The sequence below is a fragment of the Larkinella ripae genome, from assembly GCF_054780775.1.
The window spans coordinates 166,641-183,621 of the sequence record NZ_BAAGVR010000023.1 but is presented as its reverse complement, the minus strand read 5'-3'; the positions used below and the strand labels follow the sequence as shown (position 1 = coordinate 183,621).

The 16,981-nt window shown below is 54.5% G+C and carries 9 protein-coding genes; all 9 read left to right on the top strand.

Translation table 11 applies throughout. From position 1 onward, the window contains the following. Window positions 1–53: 53 nt before the first annotated feature. The 9 genes from ACYVHX_RS18155 to ACYVHX_RS18115 all read left to right on the top strand — a co-directional run bounded on the left by ACYVHX_RS18155 (window position 54) and on the right by ACYVHX_RS18115 (window position 16,960). Window positions 54–1,448 carry a purple acid phosphatase family protein gene (locus tag ACYVHX_RS18155; protein WP_460673091.1) on the top strand — a complete coding sequence of 465 codons (1,395 nt, stop codon included), beginning with the start codon at window positions 54–56 and terminating at the stop codon, window positions 1,446–1,448. Between the two features lie 181 nt (window positions 1,449–1,629). Further along, the gene (locus ACYVHX_RS18150) at window positions 1,630–2,169 is read left to right on the top strand and encodes an RNA polymerase sigma factor (RefSeq protein WP_460673090.1); all 540 of its coding nucleotides are present in this window, start codon (window positions 1,630–1,632) and stop codon (window positions 2,167–2,169) included. Between the two features lie 182 nt (window positions 2,170–2,351). Continuing rightward, window positions 2,352–3,392: a FecR family protein gene (locus ACYVHX_RS18145; RefSeq protein WP_460673089.1), complete on the top strand. Its 1,041-nt coding sequence runs from the start codon at window positions 2,352–2,354 to the stop codon at window positions 3,390–3,392. A gap of 127 nt (window positions 3,393–3,519) precedes the next feature. Beyond that, window positions 3,520–7,116, top strand: a complete 3,597-nt coding sequence (locus ACYVHX_RS18140; protein WP_460673088.1) for a SusC/RagA family TonB-linked outer membrane protein — start codon at window positions 3,520–3,522, stop codon at window positions 7,114–7,116. Between the two features lie 26 nt (window positions 7,117–7,142). Beyond that, window positions 7,143–8,837 carry a SusD/RagB family nutrient-binding outer membrane lipoprotein gene (locus tag ACYVHX_RS18135; RefSeq protein WP_460673087.1) on the top strand — a complete coding sequence of 565 codons (1,695 nt, stop codon included), beginning with the start codon at window positions 7,143–7,145 and terminating at the stop codon, window positions 8,835–8,837. Window positions 8,838–9,007: 170 nt separating this feature from the next. Further along, on the top strand, window positions 9,008–12,424 hold the full coding sequence (locus tag ACYVHX_RS18130) for a SusC/RagA family TonB-linked outer membrane protein (protein WP_460673086.1): 3,417 nt from the start codon (window positions 9,008–9,010) through the stop codon (window positions 12,422–12,424). Between the two features lie 18 nt (window positions 12,425–12,442). After that, window positions 12,443–14,083, top strand: a complete 1,641-nt coding sequence (locus tag ACYVHX_RS18125) for a SusD/RagB family nutrient-binding outer membrane lipoprotein (protein ID WP_460673085.1) — start codon at window positions 12,443–12,445, stop codon at window positions 14,081–14,083. Between the two features lie 194 nt (window positions 14,084–14,277). Next, entirely contained in the window at window positions 14,278–15,528 is a 1,251-nt protein-coding gene (locus ACYVHX_RS18120) for a hypothetical protein (protein ID WP_460673084.1), read from the top strand. Between the two features lie 52 nt (window positions 15,529–15,580). Next, window positions 15,581–16,960 (top strand): PhoPQ-activated pathogenicity-related family protein, encoded by a 1,380-nt coding sequence (locus ACYVHX_RS18115; RefSeq protein WP_460673083.1) that lies wholly within the window; start codon window positions 15,581–15,583, stop codon window positions 16,958–16,960. Window positions 16,961–16,981: the final 21 nt, after the last annotated feature.

The following is a 16,981-nucleotide window of genomic DNA, read 5'->3' as shown; positions in this document are numbered from 1 at the left end:
ATAGTCCTTTTAAAAACTTTGCCAGTATTTCCAGTGGCAACTACCCGCTGTTTATGACTTTTCGACTGACCCTCACCCCCTTTGTCTGCTTTATCCTGCTTTTTCTGGCCCCCTGCGCTGCGGTGCAGGCCCAACTTCATAAAGACTATCCGCCTTCGGTTTATCCGGACCGGCTGACGCTGGGCTGGCAGGAAAACCCGGCTACCTCGCAATCCGTCAACTGGCGCACCGACTCCACGGTGACCAGCGCCGTGGGGGCCATCGCCGAAGCCGATCCCTCGCCCGAAGTCGCGACCAATGCCACCACCGTCGCGGCCACCACGCAGGCCGTCAAGCTCGACGGTTCGACGAAATTGTACCATACGGTTCACTTCAAAAACCTGAAACCGGCGACGAAATACAATTACCGGGTCGGCGACGGCACCCACTGGACCGAATGGTTTCAGTTTACCACCCCCCACGATCAACCGGTGCCGTTTTCCTTTATTTATTTCGGTGATGCCCAGAACGACATTCGCTCGCTCTGGTCGCGGGCCATTCGGGGCGCGTATTCCACCATGCCCCAGGCGGCTTTTATGATTCACGCGGGCGACCTGATCACGACTTCCAATGCCGACTGGCAGTGGGGCGAATGGTTCGAAGCCGGGGGCTGGATCAACGGCATGATTCCGACGCTGGCGACGCCCGGCAACCACGAGTATTTCAAGGATGACGACGACCAGCGCAAGGTTTCTCGGCACTGGCGGCCCTCGTTCGTGCTGCCCGAAAACGGCCCCGACAAGCTAAAAGAAACCGCCTATTACCTCGATTACCAGGGCACCCGGTTTGTCTCGCTGGATTCGCAGGGCGCCCTGCTGGATTCGACGGTTCTGGACGCGCAGGCCGACTGGCTGGTGAAAGTTCTGAGCAACAATCCCAACCGCTGGACGGTGGTGACACATCACCACCCGATTTATTCGACCAAAGCGGGCCGCGACAACGAGGAATGGCGGGCTAAAATGGAGCCGATTTACAAAAAATACAAAGTCGATCTGGTGCTGCAGGGCCACGATCACACCTACGGCCGGGGCCTCAACATGCCCCTGGGTAAAAACCGGAAATACCCCGACGGACCGATTTACGTCGTTTCGGTGAGCGGACCGAAAATGTACGACATCGGTTTGCAGGACTGGATGGACCGGGCGGCTTCCAATACGCAGCTTTACCAGGTTATCTCCATCAACGGCGATAAGCTTTCCTACCAATCGTATACGGTGACTGGTGACGTGTACGATTCCTTTGAACTGGCGAAAAACAGCAAAGGAATCAACCAGTTGACCGACCGGACCCGCGCCCTGAAACCCGAACGGCTGGACTTGCCTACTGAATACCAGAAGCGGTTTAAGCCCGAACAACTGGAAGAATACAACCGCCGATTCAAAGCGTACAAAGCCAGAAAAAGCCAATAATACCACCAAATAAGCACATTTCGCAAATTGAGGATAGATTTACGCATTTTGCGACGCGATTCTTGTTTATAAAATCTATTTTTAACCTACAAAACGACCCGAAGCAGCCCTATCCATACCTAAGAAGAAATACTAGTACCCAGACACCCGTAATTTAAACGATTCCTAATCACCCATAACAATGGATTGTCTTGATGAACGTATTCTCCGCAAAGTGATCCAGGGCGATCAGAATGCCTTTGCGGAGTTATATAAGTACTACCGGACACCGGCCCTTAAATTTTGCATTACCCTGCTGAAAGATGAAGAAGAAGCCGAGAACATGATTCATGAAGTTTTCATCAAAATCTGGGACCGTCGCTCCCAGATTAATCCGGCTCTCAACTTCACCTCTTACCTCTTTACCTGCCTGCGGAACATGGCGTTCGACTATCTGAAAAAGATGGAGAAAAACAACCAGCTCAAGCAAGTTTATCTGGAGAAAATGGTGGCCGCCCGCGACGAGGAACAGGACGATAAGGAAGTCAAATTCCAGCTTCTCTACACGGCCGTTAACCTGCTGTCGGAAAAGCGGAAACAGATTCTGTACCTCAACATTGAAGAAGGAAAATCGTATCAGGAGATTGCCGAAATGCTGATGATTTCCAAAAATACCGTAAAGAACCAACTGGTAAAAGCCAAGCAGTTTCTGCGCGAAAAAGTTGATATGGCCGCTCTATAATTTCTGCTATTTCTAACCCGTTACCCACCAAACGTCATTCCGGCTTCGTGCCGGAATGACGTTCTTTTTTTTGGCCTCTTTCCAATGCTTCGGCCGGTCTTTCTCTAAAAATATTTCTCTGATCAATAGTCTTTTACGGACCCCGAAACGTATTATAGGCAACTTACCAAACTACCCGAGGAATGGTACGGTCTCGCGCCGAATATTTAATCAACCGCCTGATCAGCAACACGCTGTCCGATAAAGAATTGGACGAGTTGCTGGAGGGAATAGTCAACGATGAGACGCTGAAGGAATATTCGCCAATTCTGGAAAAATACTTTAATGAATTGGTGGAACAGGATAACCATGATCGGAATCCGGAATGGCCGGTTGGTTCAGAACAAGGTGGCGCGTCGGCCGAGAAGCGGCCAACGCCCCGTTTTTTTCGGATGAAGTTGGCGCCGTATCGCAGCATGGCGGCTTTTATTGCGGTTTTACTGGGGATCGGCAGCGCGTATTATTTCCTGTCCGACAACCAGCCTAAACGTTCAAAATTACTACCGCCCCCAAATCGGCTGGCTACGCACTCCAGCGTTCCGACCAAAGAAGAAACCATTCCGCGCGGAAAACGGAAAAGTTTACGGCTGAGCGACGGGAGTTATGTCAAACTTAATTCGGAAACGAAAATGAGTTTTCCCCGTGAGTTTGGAAAAACCGGGCGCACCGTTTCACTCCGGGGTGAAGCTTTTTTTAACGTTAATCGAGATGCGTCCCGGCCCTTTGTTATTTCGCTGGAAAACCTAAAGATTAATGTGCTTGGCACCTCTTTTAATGTCAAGGATTATGCGGACGAACAGGAAGTGGAAATAACCGTCCAGTCGGGGCGGGTCAACGTTAGCCTGAATTCAGAATTATCCACCCCGGTTATCTTGCGGAAAGACCAAAAATTAATCTTCAACAAATCAACCGAAAAATTTAAAGTTATCGGCGTCAATGCCGAGCAGGAAAGCAGCTGGATAAATGGTTCCCTTCAGTTTAATAATACGCCTTTGCGCCGGGTTGAACAAATCCTTGAAAAGTGGTACAATGTCGATATTATCATTGAAAATGAGTCGCTTTATGATGCTTCGTTAACGGGCAAACACCTGAACGAAAGCCTGGTTTCGATGCTGGAATCCATCACCTACGCCCTTGATGCCCGCTACGAAATAAAAGGCCGGACCGTCCTGATTCTGAATTAACAAAATCTTAAACTGTAAAACGATGAAAACGATCAGCAACACCTCGTAATTTGATGCGGAAAGTAGATTTATCACAGTTGAAGATCACCACCTATCTACGAATACCAACTACTTAATTTTATCCCTTATGAACTCGAACTTTATCTTAAAACGCCTGCTTAGGTCCCTCTTCGCGCTCGTGATTCTGGCGGGAATGGGTAGCCCGGCAGCCTGGGCCGACCGGCCGGAAATCGATCTGGAGAATGTCAAGTTGAATTTTTCCCGCGAGGAAGGAAAAATCAGTTCGATCATCAGCAAAATCACCAAGATTACCGGGTATGTTTTCCTGTATGAAGACAACCTGAAAACCGATCTGGACAAACGCGTGCGTATCGACAACGGCACGACCCTGCAGAACGTCCTGGGCAGCATTTCGCAGCAATCGACGCTCGAATTCAAAGCTGTTAACAAAAACATCGTCATCCGGAAAAAGAGCAGTCAGCCGACCGAACCCGCGGACGTGAAACAAGGTCGCAAGGTGAGCGGCCGGGTCACGTCCAAAACCGACGGAGCCGCCCTACCCGGGGTGAACGTCGTTCTGAAAGGCACGCAAACCGGGGCCAACACCGACGGCGATGGCCGGTATTCCATCGACGTGACCGGTTCAAATCCGGTTCTGGTGTTTTCCTACATCGGTTTTGAAACGCAGGAATTTTCGGTGGGCAGCCGCGGCACCATCGACCTGACGATGACCGAAAGCGCCGAGACCCTCCAGGAAGCGGTGGTAACCGCCCTGGGCATCAAACGCGAAAAACGCTCACTGGGGTATGCGGTTTCGGACGTGAAAGGCGACGCCCTGACCAACGTACCGCAGGAAAACGCCATCAACTCCCTGGCCGCCCGCGTACCGGGCGTAGCCATCAACCAGACCAGCGGAGTCGGTTCATCCATCAGCGTCGTTATCCGGGGTGCCAAATCGCTGACGGGCGACAATCAGCCGCTGTTCGTGATCGATGGCGTGCCGGTGGCCAACAGCCTGAACAACCTGCGCTCCATGGGTGACCGCAATAACGTGGATTACGGCAACGCAATTTCGGATTTGAACCCCGAAGATGTTGAAAGCATTTCGGTCCTGAAAGGCCCAAGTGCAGCGGCTCTTTACGGTTCGCGCGCGGGGAACGGGGTGATTCTGATTACGACTAAAAAAGGCACAAAAGGCAAAGGACTGGGCATCACGTTCTCGACCAGCAACGTGTTCGAGCGTCCGTATGAATACCTGGATTTCCACTACAAATACGGCAATGGCGACCGCAACAACCGTCTGGACGAAAGCTCGGCGTACTGGGGAGGTCCGGCGCTGGACGTGGGCAACACCGCCGTTCAGTGGAACAGCCCGGTGGGTGCCGACGGCAAAAAGGTGGCAACTCCGCTGGTGTCTTACAAAGACAACATGAAGAACTTCCTGGAAACCGGGATCACCTCGACCAACAACATTGCGCTGGCGGGTTCGGGCGACAAAGCCACCTACCGGATTTCGTTCAACAACATGACCAACAAAGGGCTGATCCCGAATTCCGACCTTTACCGGAACTCGCTGGCATCGGCCGTGACGTTTGATATCAACAAGAATTTCAAACTGAGCACGAACCTGAACTTTGTGCGGTCGAAATCAAACAACCGTCCGTCGACCAACAACCGGGGGGCCAATCCGCTGGAAGCGGTTTATCTGTATCCGCACGTCGATGTTCGTGAGCTGAAAAATTACTGGATTCCGGGCAGCGAAGGCATTCAGCAACTGGCGCCTTCGACCAACGGCGACAACCCGTATTTTCTGGCGTATGCCCTCACGAACGGATTTATCCGCGACCGGATTTTTGGAAACATCAAGCTGGATTGGGCCATCTCGCCCGAACTTTCGGCCTACGCCCGGGTGTCGCACGATCAGTTCGCTGAAAACCGGGAAACGAAAATCCCCTGGAGCTACTCACGGGTGAAAAACGGTGGGTATTTCCTGCAGGACCTGGCCCGTCAGGAAACCAACGCCGACTTTTTGGTTACGTACCGGAAGAAAATCAACGACTTCGACTGGAGCGTTTCCGGTGGTGGAAACTACATGACGCAGACCTACCGTGAATCGTATATGGGGGGATCGGTGCTGACTATTCCAGCGCTGTACCGGATTTCGAACGTTCCCAACACGGCTTTGCAATTCTCGAACGGAACCTCGCAAAAAGCCATTTACAGCTTATTGGGAACGGCCAACCTGGGCTACAAAGATCAGGTTTATCTGGATCTGACGGCGCGGAACGACTGGTCGAGCACGTTGCCAGCGGCCAACCGCTCCTACTTCTACCCTTCGGCCTCGCTTAGCTGGCTGGCCAACTATACGTTTAACCTGCCCTCGGAAATCTCGTTGCTGAAACTCCGCGCCAACTGGGCGCAGGTTGGTAACGATACCGATCCGTACCGGCTGGTTCCGGCCCTGGGAACGGGTGCCTGGGGAAGCCTGATTACGACCAACGTTTCGGGAACCCTGCTGAACCCGCAGCTCAAACCGGAAATTCAAACCTCCACCGAATTTGGGGTTGAACTGAACCTGTTCAATAACCGGGTGCGGTTTGACGGAACCTACTACAACGCCGAAAACCGCAACCAGATTCTGACGGTAACGACGCCGAACTCGTCCGGCTACGGCAGCAAGCTGATCAACGCCGGGGCACTGGTGAGCAAAGGCTGGGAAATTTCGCTCGGCGGCACGCCGATCAAGAACGACAACGGCTGGACCCTCGACCTGAACGTAAACTTTACGCGCAACCGCACCACCATCAAGGAACTGGCGCCGGGCATCGACTTCTACCAACTTTGGGATGACAACAACGGCGGTGCGTTCAGCTTCGTGGGCGAAGAAATCGGAAACCTCTACAGCCGCGGTTTTGCGACCGTGACCGACCCGAATTCTCCCTATTACCGCTGGCCGATCCTGAGCAAAAACGGCGAATGGACGGCCATCAACGACCGCAACGCCCGCGTGAAAGTCGGCAACTTCAACCCCCGGTTCATGATGGGGATGCAGGCTGCGCTTTCCTACAAGCGGTTTACGCTGAACGCCAGCTTCGACTGGCGGAGTGGTGGTAACTTCCAGTCGTATACCTACCGCTACGGCGAGTCGGACTGGCGGTCACAACGTCAGTTGGATAACCTGATTCCGGGTGGTCAGAATTCGGCTTCCGATCTGGCTGCGCTGCTGAAATCCGATCCGGAAAAATACATCATTCCGCAGAATGGAAACTTCCCGCGCGTGGGTGGTCATACGCAAGACACGGGCGGCATTGGGTTCGACTCCAACGGCGACGGTGTGCTGGAATACGACGGCGGTTTTATCCCGGGTGTCATTCAGAACGCCGACGGCTCCTACACCGAGCACCTGGGCGGTCCCGGCACCAACGTTTACCCGATCACCGACACGTATCCGTGGAGCTTCAACCAGCAAATCACGTTCGACGCTTCATTCGTGAAACTGCGGGAACTGTCGCTGGGCTACAGCGTACCGAAACTGTTCGGACTGCGGAACGCCAACATTTCGGTCTACACCCGGAATCTCGTTCTCTGGACAGCCTCTAAAATTGGCATCGACCCCGAGCGCGCCTTCCAGGCCGACGGCGGCCGGTTCCGTCAGGGAATCGAGTTGCAGAACGTAATGCCCTGGACGGTTCCGGTGGGCTTCAAACTAGGTTTCAGTCTGTAATCGCACTACTGATAAACGAATTTCTTATGAAACGAATAAACGTATTTTCCAAAGCGCTTTTCGTGGTCGGTCTGCTCATCTTCGCTTCCTGCGAGGATAAGCTGACGGAGCTGAACGAAAACCCCAACGTGGTTGACCCCGCATCGGCCAACCCGAACATGCTGATGCCGACGGTGATGGTCGACGCAGCAAAAAACTACCTGAGTCTGGGCTACGGCGACGCAGCCGGTATTGTGCAGCACACCCAGAAAGATGGCTGGTTTAGCGGACACAACAGCTACGACTGGTCGCCCAACGACTGGAGCGGGTACTACAACCTGCTGCGGAACAACGACTTTCTGTACAAACGCGCCCAGGCGCTCGATTACAAATTTCACCAGGGCGTGGCGCTGACCATGAAGGCGTTTTTGTTTGGAAACATCACCGACCTCTGGGGCGATGCGCCGTATACGGATGCCTTGAAGGGCGATGTTTCCAACGACTACATTCTGCCGAAGTACGACAGCCAGGAGGTGATCTACAAAGGCATCATCGAAGACCTGAAAGCCGCTTCGGCCCTGTTTGCGACGGGCGACGTAACGGGCTACCGGACGGGCTACGATGTTTACTACAACGGTGACGCGGCCAAATGGCAACGGTTTGCCAACTCGCTCCTGCTGCGGTATTACCTGCGGATTTCGGCCAAACTGCCGGACATTGCCAAAGCCGGTATCGAGAGCATTTATACCTCGGGGGTTTACATCAAAGCTGCGGGCGATGATGCGGTGATGGAATACGTCGGTGGAACGGCCGGCAACTCCTGGCCGGGTGCCGCCGAATTCGAATCCGACCCCTCGGAATACCGCCGTCGGAAACCGGGCAAACTGCTGATGGACCGCCTGATCACCGTCGATGATCCGCGGATGAAAGTCTGGTTCGCACCGGTTTACGTCCAGTGGGTGGCTGATCCGACGCTGGCGACGCCGGTTGATCCGTTCATCCGGAAAAACGGGGTACTCCAAACCGGAATCGTTTCGCAGACGGACGCTAAATTTCTGGCGGATGTTAAAGCGGGTAACAAGTTCACGCGCAACTTCAACCCGAACACCTTCACGGTGGCCGTTGACACCCGCGAATACGTGGGCGTTCCGGCGGGTCTGATCGATCCGAGTTCCTACAATTACAATCCGACGCCGGGGCAGGTGGTTCAGAACCAGCACGTTTCGCAACTGTCGGAAACCTACCGTGGCAGCAAAGGCGGTTTGTTGAAAGCCCGTCTGATTTCGGCGGCTGAGGTGTCGTTCATTCTGGCCGAAGCTGCGCAGAAAGGCTGGGCCGCCGGTTCCGCCGAAACGCAGTACAATGCCGGGATCAAAAATTCGCTCGATACCTGGGGCGTCAGCAATGCCTATGCCGCCTACATCCTGAAAGACGGCGTTAAATTCAACAACACCCAGGCCCAGATTCTGGAGCAGAAATGGATCGCCAGCTGGACTTCGGCCACCGAAGCCTGGATGGACTACCGCCGGACGGGGCTGCCAGCCTTCAAAGCCGGGCCAGCCTCCCCGGAAGCCGTGTTGCCGGTCCGGTTTATTTACGGCGATAACGAAACCAACTACAACAACGCCAATTCGGTGAGTGCGCTCGGAAAACTCGAGGAAAATTCGCACACCAAAATTCGGGGTAAAAACAGCCAGTGGGCCAAACCCTGGATTATTCAGGGAACCGGAAAACCGTGGTAAGTATTTCCTGAAAAAATGCGAAAAAGGGTGGATTCACGTCCACCCTTTTTCGCGTAAATTAATTATATTTCAGCACGCTTTCGCCCTAAACCGCCTACTCAATTTTACCTACCGATTACTCAATCTTTGTCCGGTATTTACCGGCATTTTTTTAACAATTCCTCAAAACCATGAACCGAACCTTTATCCTTCCGCCGATGCTCCGGTGTTTGTTTGTCACCACATGGCTGCTCGTCATGGGGCTTTCTCCGCTCTGGGCGCAACAGGCCCGCCGGGTTTCGGGCACCATCCGTCTGGGAGCCGACAACTCCCCCGTTCCCGGAGTCAATGTTCTCATCAAAGGCACCACCACCGGTACGACGTCCGACAATAACGGGCGGTACGCCCTCGACGTCAGTGGCGCCAATCCGGTCCTCATTTATTCCTATATCGGCTACAAAACCGAAGAGATGACGGTCGGCAACCGCAACATCATCGATGTATCGATGACCGAAAGCACCGAAACCCTGCAGGAAGCTGTGGTGACGGCCCTGGGCATCAAACGCGAAGAACGCTCGCTGGGGTACTCGGTCGGCAAAATTGACGGCAAAGACCTCACCCGCGTGGTGCAGGAAAACGTGCTGAACAGCATGGCCGGGAAAGTGGCCGGGGTCAACATCAGCGCCACCGGTGCCACCGGTTCGTCGGTCAGTATGGTGATCCGGGGCGCCAAGTCGCTCAGCAACGACAACCAGCCGCTGTTTGTGGTCGATGGCGTACCGATTGCCAACACTCTCAACAACGTCAGCCAGGTCGGGAACGACAACAAGGTGGATTACGGCAACGCCATTTCGGGCCTGAACCCCGACGACATTGAGAACATTTCCATTCTGAAAGGCCCCAGTGCAGCCGCCCTTTACGGAACCCGGGCCGGCAACGGCGTGGTGCTCATTACGACCAAAAGCGGCTCGAAAGTGAAACGGCTGACGGTCAACATTACCTCCAATACGGTTTTTGACCAGCCGTATAAATTTCTGAACTGGCAAACCGGCTTCGGCTCGGGCCAGTTTTCGGCCATTCCGGTTTCGGTCAGTAAAAACCCGCTGACCAACCCCTTCGGCAAACTGGTTCAGGAGGAAATTGGCGCAACCTACGGAGCCGCCCTCGACAAAGGTTACGAAGAAGTGCAATGGAACAGCCCGCTGGATGCCAACGGAAAACCGGTGCCGATGCCGCTGGTGTCACACAAAAACAACGTCCGGAACTTCGTGCAAACCGGCATCACCACCACCAACGGCATTTCGATCGCTAACAGCACGGAGCAGGTCACCTACCGGCTTTCGTATTCGAACATGCAAAACCGGGGGATTATTCCGAACTCGGATCTGTTCAAAAACACTCTCAACCTAAGTACGTCGCTGAAGCTGAGCGAGAAGCTGCGGCTGAGCACCAACATCGACGTCAGCCGGAACCACTCCAACAACCGGCCCGCCGGAAACCGGGGCACCAACCCACTCCAGGCGGCTTACAACACCTCACCCCACATCGACCTGCTCGAGCTGAAAAACTACTGGATGCCCGGTCAGGAAGGCTTGCAGCAACGCACTCCCTACAACGGCATTTTCAACAATCCGTATTTTCTGGCTTACGAAGTGAACAACGGTTTTACGCGCGACCGCGTCTTTGGCAACCTGCGCGCCGACTGGCAGATCACCAAGGATTTTAGCCTGATGGGCCGGTATTCGCTCGATACGTATAAAGAGGAACGTGAAACCAAAATCGCCAACAGCTACACCAACGATCCGCGGGGTGCGTACGGCCTGATCAACATCGGCTCCTTCGAAAGCAACGCCGACTTTCTGGCGACGTACCGCAAAGACCTGGGCGGTTTCGGGCTGTCGGTTTCGGCGGGTGGAAACTACCGCTACCAGACCGGCTCGAACCTCACCAATGCCACCCGCAACGGAACCGGGCTGATTGTGCCGGGCGTGTATACGATTCAGAACATCGCCCCGGCCAACCTCGATTACAGCAGCTCGAAATTCCAGCGCGGCATTTACAGCCTGTACGGTCTGGCAAACCTGAGCTTCAAGGACATGGTGTACCTGGATCTGACGGCCCGTAACGACTGGTCGAGCACCCTGCCGGCCAGCAACCGCTCCTACTTCTACCCTTCGGCCTCGCTCAGTGTGCTGTTGAACGAAATCCTGCCGGTTTCAAACACCATCAGCCTGCTAAAACTGCGGGGCGGAATTGCCCAGGTCGGGAACGACGCCAACCCGTACATGCTGCTGAGTACGCTGAACAATGCCGGAACCTGGGACGGGATTCCCCGGCTGAACGTCCCCGGAACGCTGCTGCTCTCGGACCTGAAGCCGGAAATCGCCACCTCCACGGAATTTGGCGTTGACCTGAACCTGTTCCGAAACCGCCTGCGGGCCAGCGCCACTTATTACGTTTCGGAAAACCGCAACCAGATTCTGAGCACCAAACTGCCGCCCTCGTCGGGATACACCACCAAAAACATCAACGCCGGTTTGCTCGTCAGCAAAGGCATTGAGCTAACGCTCGGCGGTACGCCCATCGAGAAAAACGGCTGGCGGCTGGACCTTAACGCCAACCTGACCCGCAACCGCACGACCATCCAGGAACTCTCCGACGACCTCCCCTATTTCACGCTCTGGACCGACGCCAAAGGCGGTGCCTGGACGTACAAGGGTGACGAGATCGGGGATATTTACGATGCCAAAGTCGTGACCGTCGAGGACAAGAATTCGCCCTACTACGGGTATCCGATTCTGGACCAAACCGGAAAATGGCAGGCCATCGACGCCATCAACACCCGCAACAAGATCGGGAATTTTAACCCCCGGTTTTTGCTGGGAATGCAAACCTCGCTGACCTACCGCAGCTTCAGCCTGAACATGACGTTTGACTGGCGGAACGGCGGGGATTTTGTTTCGCAAACCTACCGCTACGGTGAAGAAGACGGTCGGTCACAATTGTTTCTGGACAAACTCATCAATCCAAATGGCCTGACGGGCGAGGACTTGCGGAATTATCTGGTGGCCAATCAGGACAAAATGATTCTGATCAACGGCAATAACTTCCCGCTGGTGGGTGGCCCCACGCCCGAATACAACGGCTATCCGTTTAAATACGGCCCCTATACGCTGCCCCACGGCGGGGTGTTTATTCCGGGCGTGCTTGCCACGGGTTACGACGAAAACGGAAATCCGACCGGTTACAAGGAAAACCTCGGTGGCCCCGGTACCCTGACGCTGCCAATGGCGGGTTCTACGTCCTGGTCGTTCTCGCGGGCGATGCTGTTCGATGCGTCGTTTCTGAAACTGCGGGAGGTTTCGCTCGGCTATGACCTGCCGCAGAATCTGGTGAAACGCATTGGGTTGCAAAACGCGAATGTGGCGGTTTACAGCCGGAATATCATTCTCTGGACGGCGGCCAAAATCGGTATTGACCCCGAAATGGCGTTTCAACTAGAATCGGGTTTGCAGGGCTCCGGGATCCAGTTCAAACAAGGCATCGAGCGGTATAATGTAACGCCCTGGGTGATTCCGGTGGGCTTTCGGCTGGGTTTAACGTTTTAATTGATCTTCTTTTTTCTCATGAAACTGATCACTAAAAAATTCATAGGTCTCGTGGTGCTGTTCTCGCTGACGGTTTTTTCCTGCAAGGATCTGACCGACCTGAACGTGAACCCCAACGGCGTGAACCCTTCGACGGCTCACCCCAATTTAGTCCTTTCGACCGTATTGACCGAAACCGGCAAAGCTTTCGTCAACCTGGGCTACCAGGACGTTGCGGGCGTGATGCAGCACACCCAGAAAGACGGCTGGAGTGGCGGGCACAACGATTACGACTGGGGCGGCAGCCAGAGCTGGAGCGGTTATTACGACATTCTGCGCAACAACCAGTACGTTTATGATCGCGCCGTGGCGCTGAACTTTGAGCTGCACCAGGGCATTGCGCTGGTCATGAAATCCATGCTGTTCGGCCTGATCACCGACATCTGGGGGGATGCGCCCTACAGCCAGGCGCTCAAAGGCGAAGTGGGCGGGTCCGAGAACACCTTCCCGGTTTTTGATACGCAGGAAGCCATTTACACCGGTATTCTGGCCGACCTGGAAAAAGCCAATACCCTCCTGTCCAAGGCCAAAGCCGCCTACAACAGCAGCGCCGACGCGGCCGATGTGTATTACAAAGGCGACCCGGCCAAATGGCGGAAACTGGCGAACTCGCTGGCCCTGCGGTATTACATGCGGCTTTCGTCGAAAAAACCGGATGTGGCCAAAACCGGTATTGAGAAAATTGTCGCCAATGCCGCCCAGTATCCGATCATCACCGCATCGGCCGACGATGCCGCCATGCCGTTTGCGGGCAACAGCAACGACGATTCCTGGCCCGCCAACACCACCTACGACGCCAGTGAAAGCAATTACCGCCGGTTGAAAATGGCCGACCCCTTCGTGAAAGCCCTGCTGGCGGTCAGCGATCCGCGGTTGGCGGTCTGGGCGAACAAAGTTCAGATTCCGCTGGTGGTCGACGCGACGCTGCCGGCCAAAACCGACAAACTAGTGGACGGCAAACGGCTGCTTTCGCCCGACATGGTGGTGGGCAAAGACGTCAACACCGATCCAAATTACGTGGGATTGCCCATCGGCATTGTGGGCGGCTCGACCTACAACCTCAGCAACACGGGCGAGCAGGCCGCTAAAAACCCCCACGTTTCGTGGCTCAACGACATTTACCGGCAGGCCAAAGGTCCCTTGCTGAAAGCCCGGCTGATGTCGGCGTCGGAAGTAAACTTCATTCTGGCCGAAGCCGCGCAGAAAGGCTGGGCCGCCGGAGACGCCAAAGCCCGCTACGAAGCCGGGATTAAAACCTCGCTGGAAACCTGGGGCGTCAGCGGGGCCTACGCTGGTTACATGGCCCAGAAAAACGTGGCTTACAACGGCACCCAAAAGCAGATCATCGAGCAGAAATGGATTGCCAGCTGGACAGCCGCCACCGAAGCCTGGTTCGATTACCGCCGGACCGGTTTTCCGGAACTCAAAGCCGGTCCGAACGCCAAACGGAAAGTGCTGCCGGTACGGTTTTTTTACATGCTCGATGAGCGCAACCTGAACAAAGCCAACGCCGACGCAGCCCTCAACCGCCTGGAACTGACGACCTATTCGGAAGCCGACGGCAAAAACAGCCCCTGGTCGAAACCGTGGGTGTTGCAGGGAACCGGAAAGCCGTGGTAAAATAGTCCTGACCGGCTAACAGATCGAAATAAAAAAGGGGATGCTGGATGTAGAATAGTAAATGTAGAATGTAAAATGCTGAATGCAAAAGGGTTTCCAGTAGCCTTCACTGTTGCATTAAGCGTTCATCATTTCACCTTGAAAATTCACCAATTTACATTCAGCAGTTCCTGGTCTCCATCCGTTTTCTAACCGTGAAAAAAACGTTTTTCCCGCTCATCCTGATCATACTTACCGTATCCGCCCACGCCCAGCAATTCCGGGCGGGCGCGGCCATGCGGGTCATTACGCCCAATCCGCTGCTGCCCATTTCGGGTGGGATCGGGACGCCCAAAAAGGCGACGGAGAAAAAGGGCGATCTGTTCATCCGGGCGTTGGTGCTGGAAAAAGGAAAAAACCGCATCGCCATTGTCAGCGTGGATAATTTGGGCTGGCCGTCGGTTTTGGGCAACAAATCCCGGGCATTGATCAAAAGCATTCCCGGCGAAAACGTGCTGATTGGCGCGACCCACACGCACAGCGGCCCCGATGCCTACGGTTTTCCGGATCAGTCGGGCAAAGCCCTGGCCGACCTGCCCTACCTGGATTCGTGCGTAAAGCAACTGGCCGAAGCCGTGGAGGAAGCCGTGACGAAGCTCCAGCCGGCCCAGCTGAAAGTGGCCGTCGGGGAAGCCAAAGGCAAAATTGCGTTCAACTACTACGCCGATGACTTGTATGACCCGCGTTGCGGGGTAATTCAGGCGCTTTCAACGGCGGGGAAACCAATTGCCACGCTCGTCAACTACGCCATTCATCCGGAAGTCATCGGGTCGGGACGCGGGATTTTGAGTCCGGATTTGTGCGGGCCCCTATACGACAAAATCGAGTCCAAAACCGGGGGTATGGCGCTTTTCATGAACGGCGCGCAGGGCGGCATGGTGACGGCGGACGTTCGGCGCGAAGGCGGCACCGAAGCCAACACCTGGGAAGAATGCATCCGGATTGGCGAGCTGCTGGGCGAGGAAGCCCTCCGGATTGTCGGCGCGGCCCCGGTTCTGCAAAACCCGTCAATCTTTTGTGCCACCCGCCAGGTTGAGTTCCCGATTGAATCGGACCAGATGAAATACATCATCAAAAAATCCCCGCTTGGCTATCAGGTTTCCGGGACCGACCGGGTGAAGGCGCAGGTGAATCTTTTGAACATCGGCCCGGCGCAGGTGCTGACCATTCCGGGCGAAGCCCTGCCGAACATCGGGTATTACGTGAAGCGGCACATGAACACCCAATTCCCGTTTCTGTTCGGCCTGACCAACGATGCGTTCGGCTATATGCTGACGAAAGTCGATTTTAACAGTTTCAAGCGGTACGAGTACATCAGCCGGACCAGCCTCGGTGAGATGACCGGCGAAATTTACATCGACCAGGCGTTAAAACTCGTTGCGGAAAGTCCCAAACCGGAACCCTGAAAGCCGGTTTTTTCTTTAAGTAATCCTTCAATAACCAAAACCCAATAGTCCAATGAAGCGATTGTTCATTCCACTCCTGCCGGTTTTAATTCTGTCTTTTTTTTCGTTTAACGTCCTCAACCAGGAACCCGTTACGCCGGAGAATGCGCTGCAAAGTTATCTGAATAACGGCGACAAAACCTTTCAGTGGGAACTGAAAGATTCGTTCGAGATGGATGGCGTCAAAGCCTATAACCTGCTGCTTACCTCGCAGAAATGGCGCGAACACACCTGGCGGCACCAACTGACGGTTTTGGTTCCGCAGGAAAACAAACACGACGGCGCGTTGCTGTTCATCACCGGCGGTTCCAACAAAAGCGAACAACCCAACTGGAACACCAAAGGCCGGGAAGACAAAGTGGTGCAGGGGCTGGCCGGCATTGCCGTTAAGAACAAGGCCATCGTTACCCTGCTGCGGCAAACGCCCAACCAGCCGTTTTACGACAACCTGACGGAAGACGCCCTGATTTCGTTTACGCTCCATAATTTCAAAAAAGACGGCGATTATTCGTGGCCGCTGCTGTTTCCGATGGTGAAAAGTGCGGTGCGGGCGATGGACGCGACCCAGGAATTTGCGAAACAAACCCTCAAACACGACCTCAGCCGGTTTGTGGTTTCGGGGGCTTCCAAACGCGGCTGGACGACCTGGCTCACCGGGGCCAACGACAAGCGCGTCACGGCCATTGCGCCCATGGTGATCGACATTTTAAACATGCCGGTCAGCCTGGATTACCAGGTGAAAGTGTGGAAGGATTACAGCGTTCAGATCGAGGATTACGTTGAACTCGGCATTCCGCAAACGGCAAAAACCGCCAGCGGAAATGCGATCAGTACGATGGTGGACCCGTACATGTACCGCAAAAATCTGACGATGCCCAAAATGATTTTTATGGGAACGAACGATGAATACTGGGTGGTGGATAACATCAAAAATTACTTCGATGACATTCCGGGCCAGAACCTGATTCATTACGTTCCCAACGCGGGTCATAGCCTGGGCGATGGCAAATCGGCCTTTGAAGGATTGGGCGCTTTCTTCGGGCTGACGATGGCGAAAAAACCGTATCCGGTTTGCACCTGGAAAGCCAGCAGCACCAAAAAAGGCGTCGATGTTTCGGTCAACACCACCGCCGATGCGTTGGTGGATGTGATTGTCTGGTCGGCCAATTCCACCGATTCGGATTTCCGCAATGAAACCTGGACCAACAAGAGTCTGGGAATGAAAAACAAAGGCAAAATTGAGGTTTCCGAAACGTATCCGGCATCGGGCTACCGCGCCTTTTACATCGACCTAAAATACGCGGATCCGAACGGCGGCACCTATACCGAAAGCACCCGGATGTTTGTCACCGACAGCGATGAAGTCTTTTTGAAACCCAGTTCATTCGAATAATCCCTTTTCAGCCGCTGCCGG

Bases quoted from the DNA above. Each gene is read 5' to 3' on its own strand.
- ACYVHX_RS18145 (WP_460673089.1), top strand. From the start codon at position 2,352: ATGGTACGGTCTCGCGCCGAATATTTAATCAACCGCCTGATCAGCAAC.
- ACYVHX_RS18155 (WP_460673091.1), top strand. From the start codon at position 54: ATGACTTTTCGACTGACCCTCACCCCCTTTGTCTGCTTTATCCTGCTT.
- ACYVHX_RS18130 (WP_460673086.1), top strand. From the start codon at position 9,008: ATGAACCGAACCTTTATCCTTCCGCCGATGCTCCGGTGTTTGTTTGTC.
- ACYVHX_RS18115 (WP_460673083.1), top strand. From the start codon at position 15,581: ATGAAGCGATTGTTCATTCCACTCCTGCCGGTTTTAATTCTGTCTTTT.
- ACYVHX_RS18140 (WP_460673088.1), top strand. From the start codon at position 3,520: ATGAACTCGAACTTTATCTTAAAACGCCTGCTTAGGTCCCTCTTCGCG.
- ACYVHX_RS18125 (WP_460673085.1), top strand. From the start codon at position 12,443: ATGAAACTGATCACTAAAAAATTCATAGGTCTCGTGGTGCTGTTCTCG.
- ACYVHX_RS18135 (WP_460673087.1), top strand. From the start codon at position 7,143: ATGAAACGAATAAACGTATTTTCCAAAGCGCTTTTCGTGGTCGGTCTG.
- ACYVHX_RS18150 (WP_460673090.1), top strand. From the start codon at position 1,630: ATGGATTGTCTTGATGAACGTATTCTCCGCAAAGTGATCCAGGGCGAT.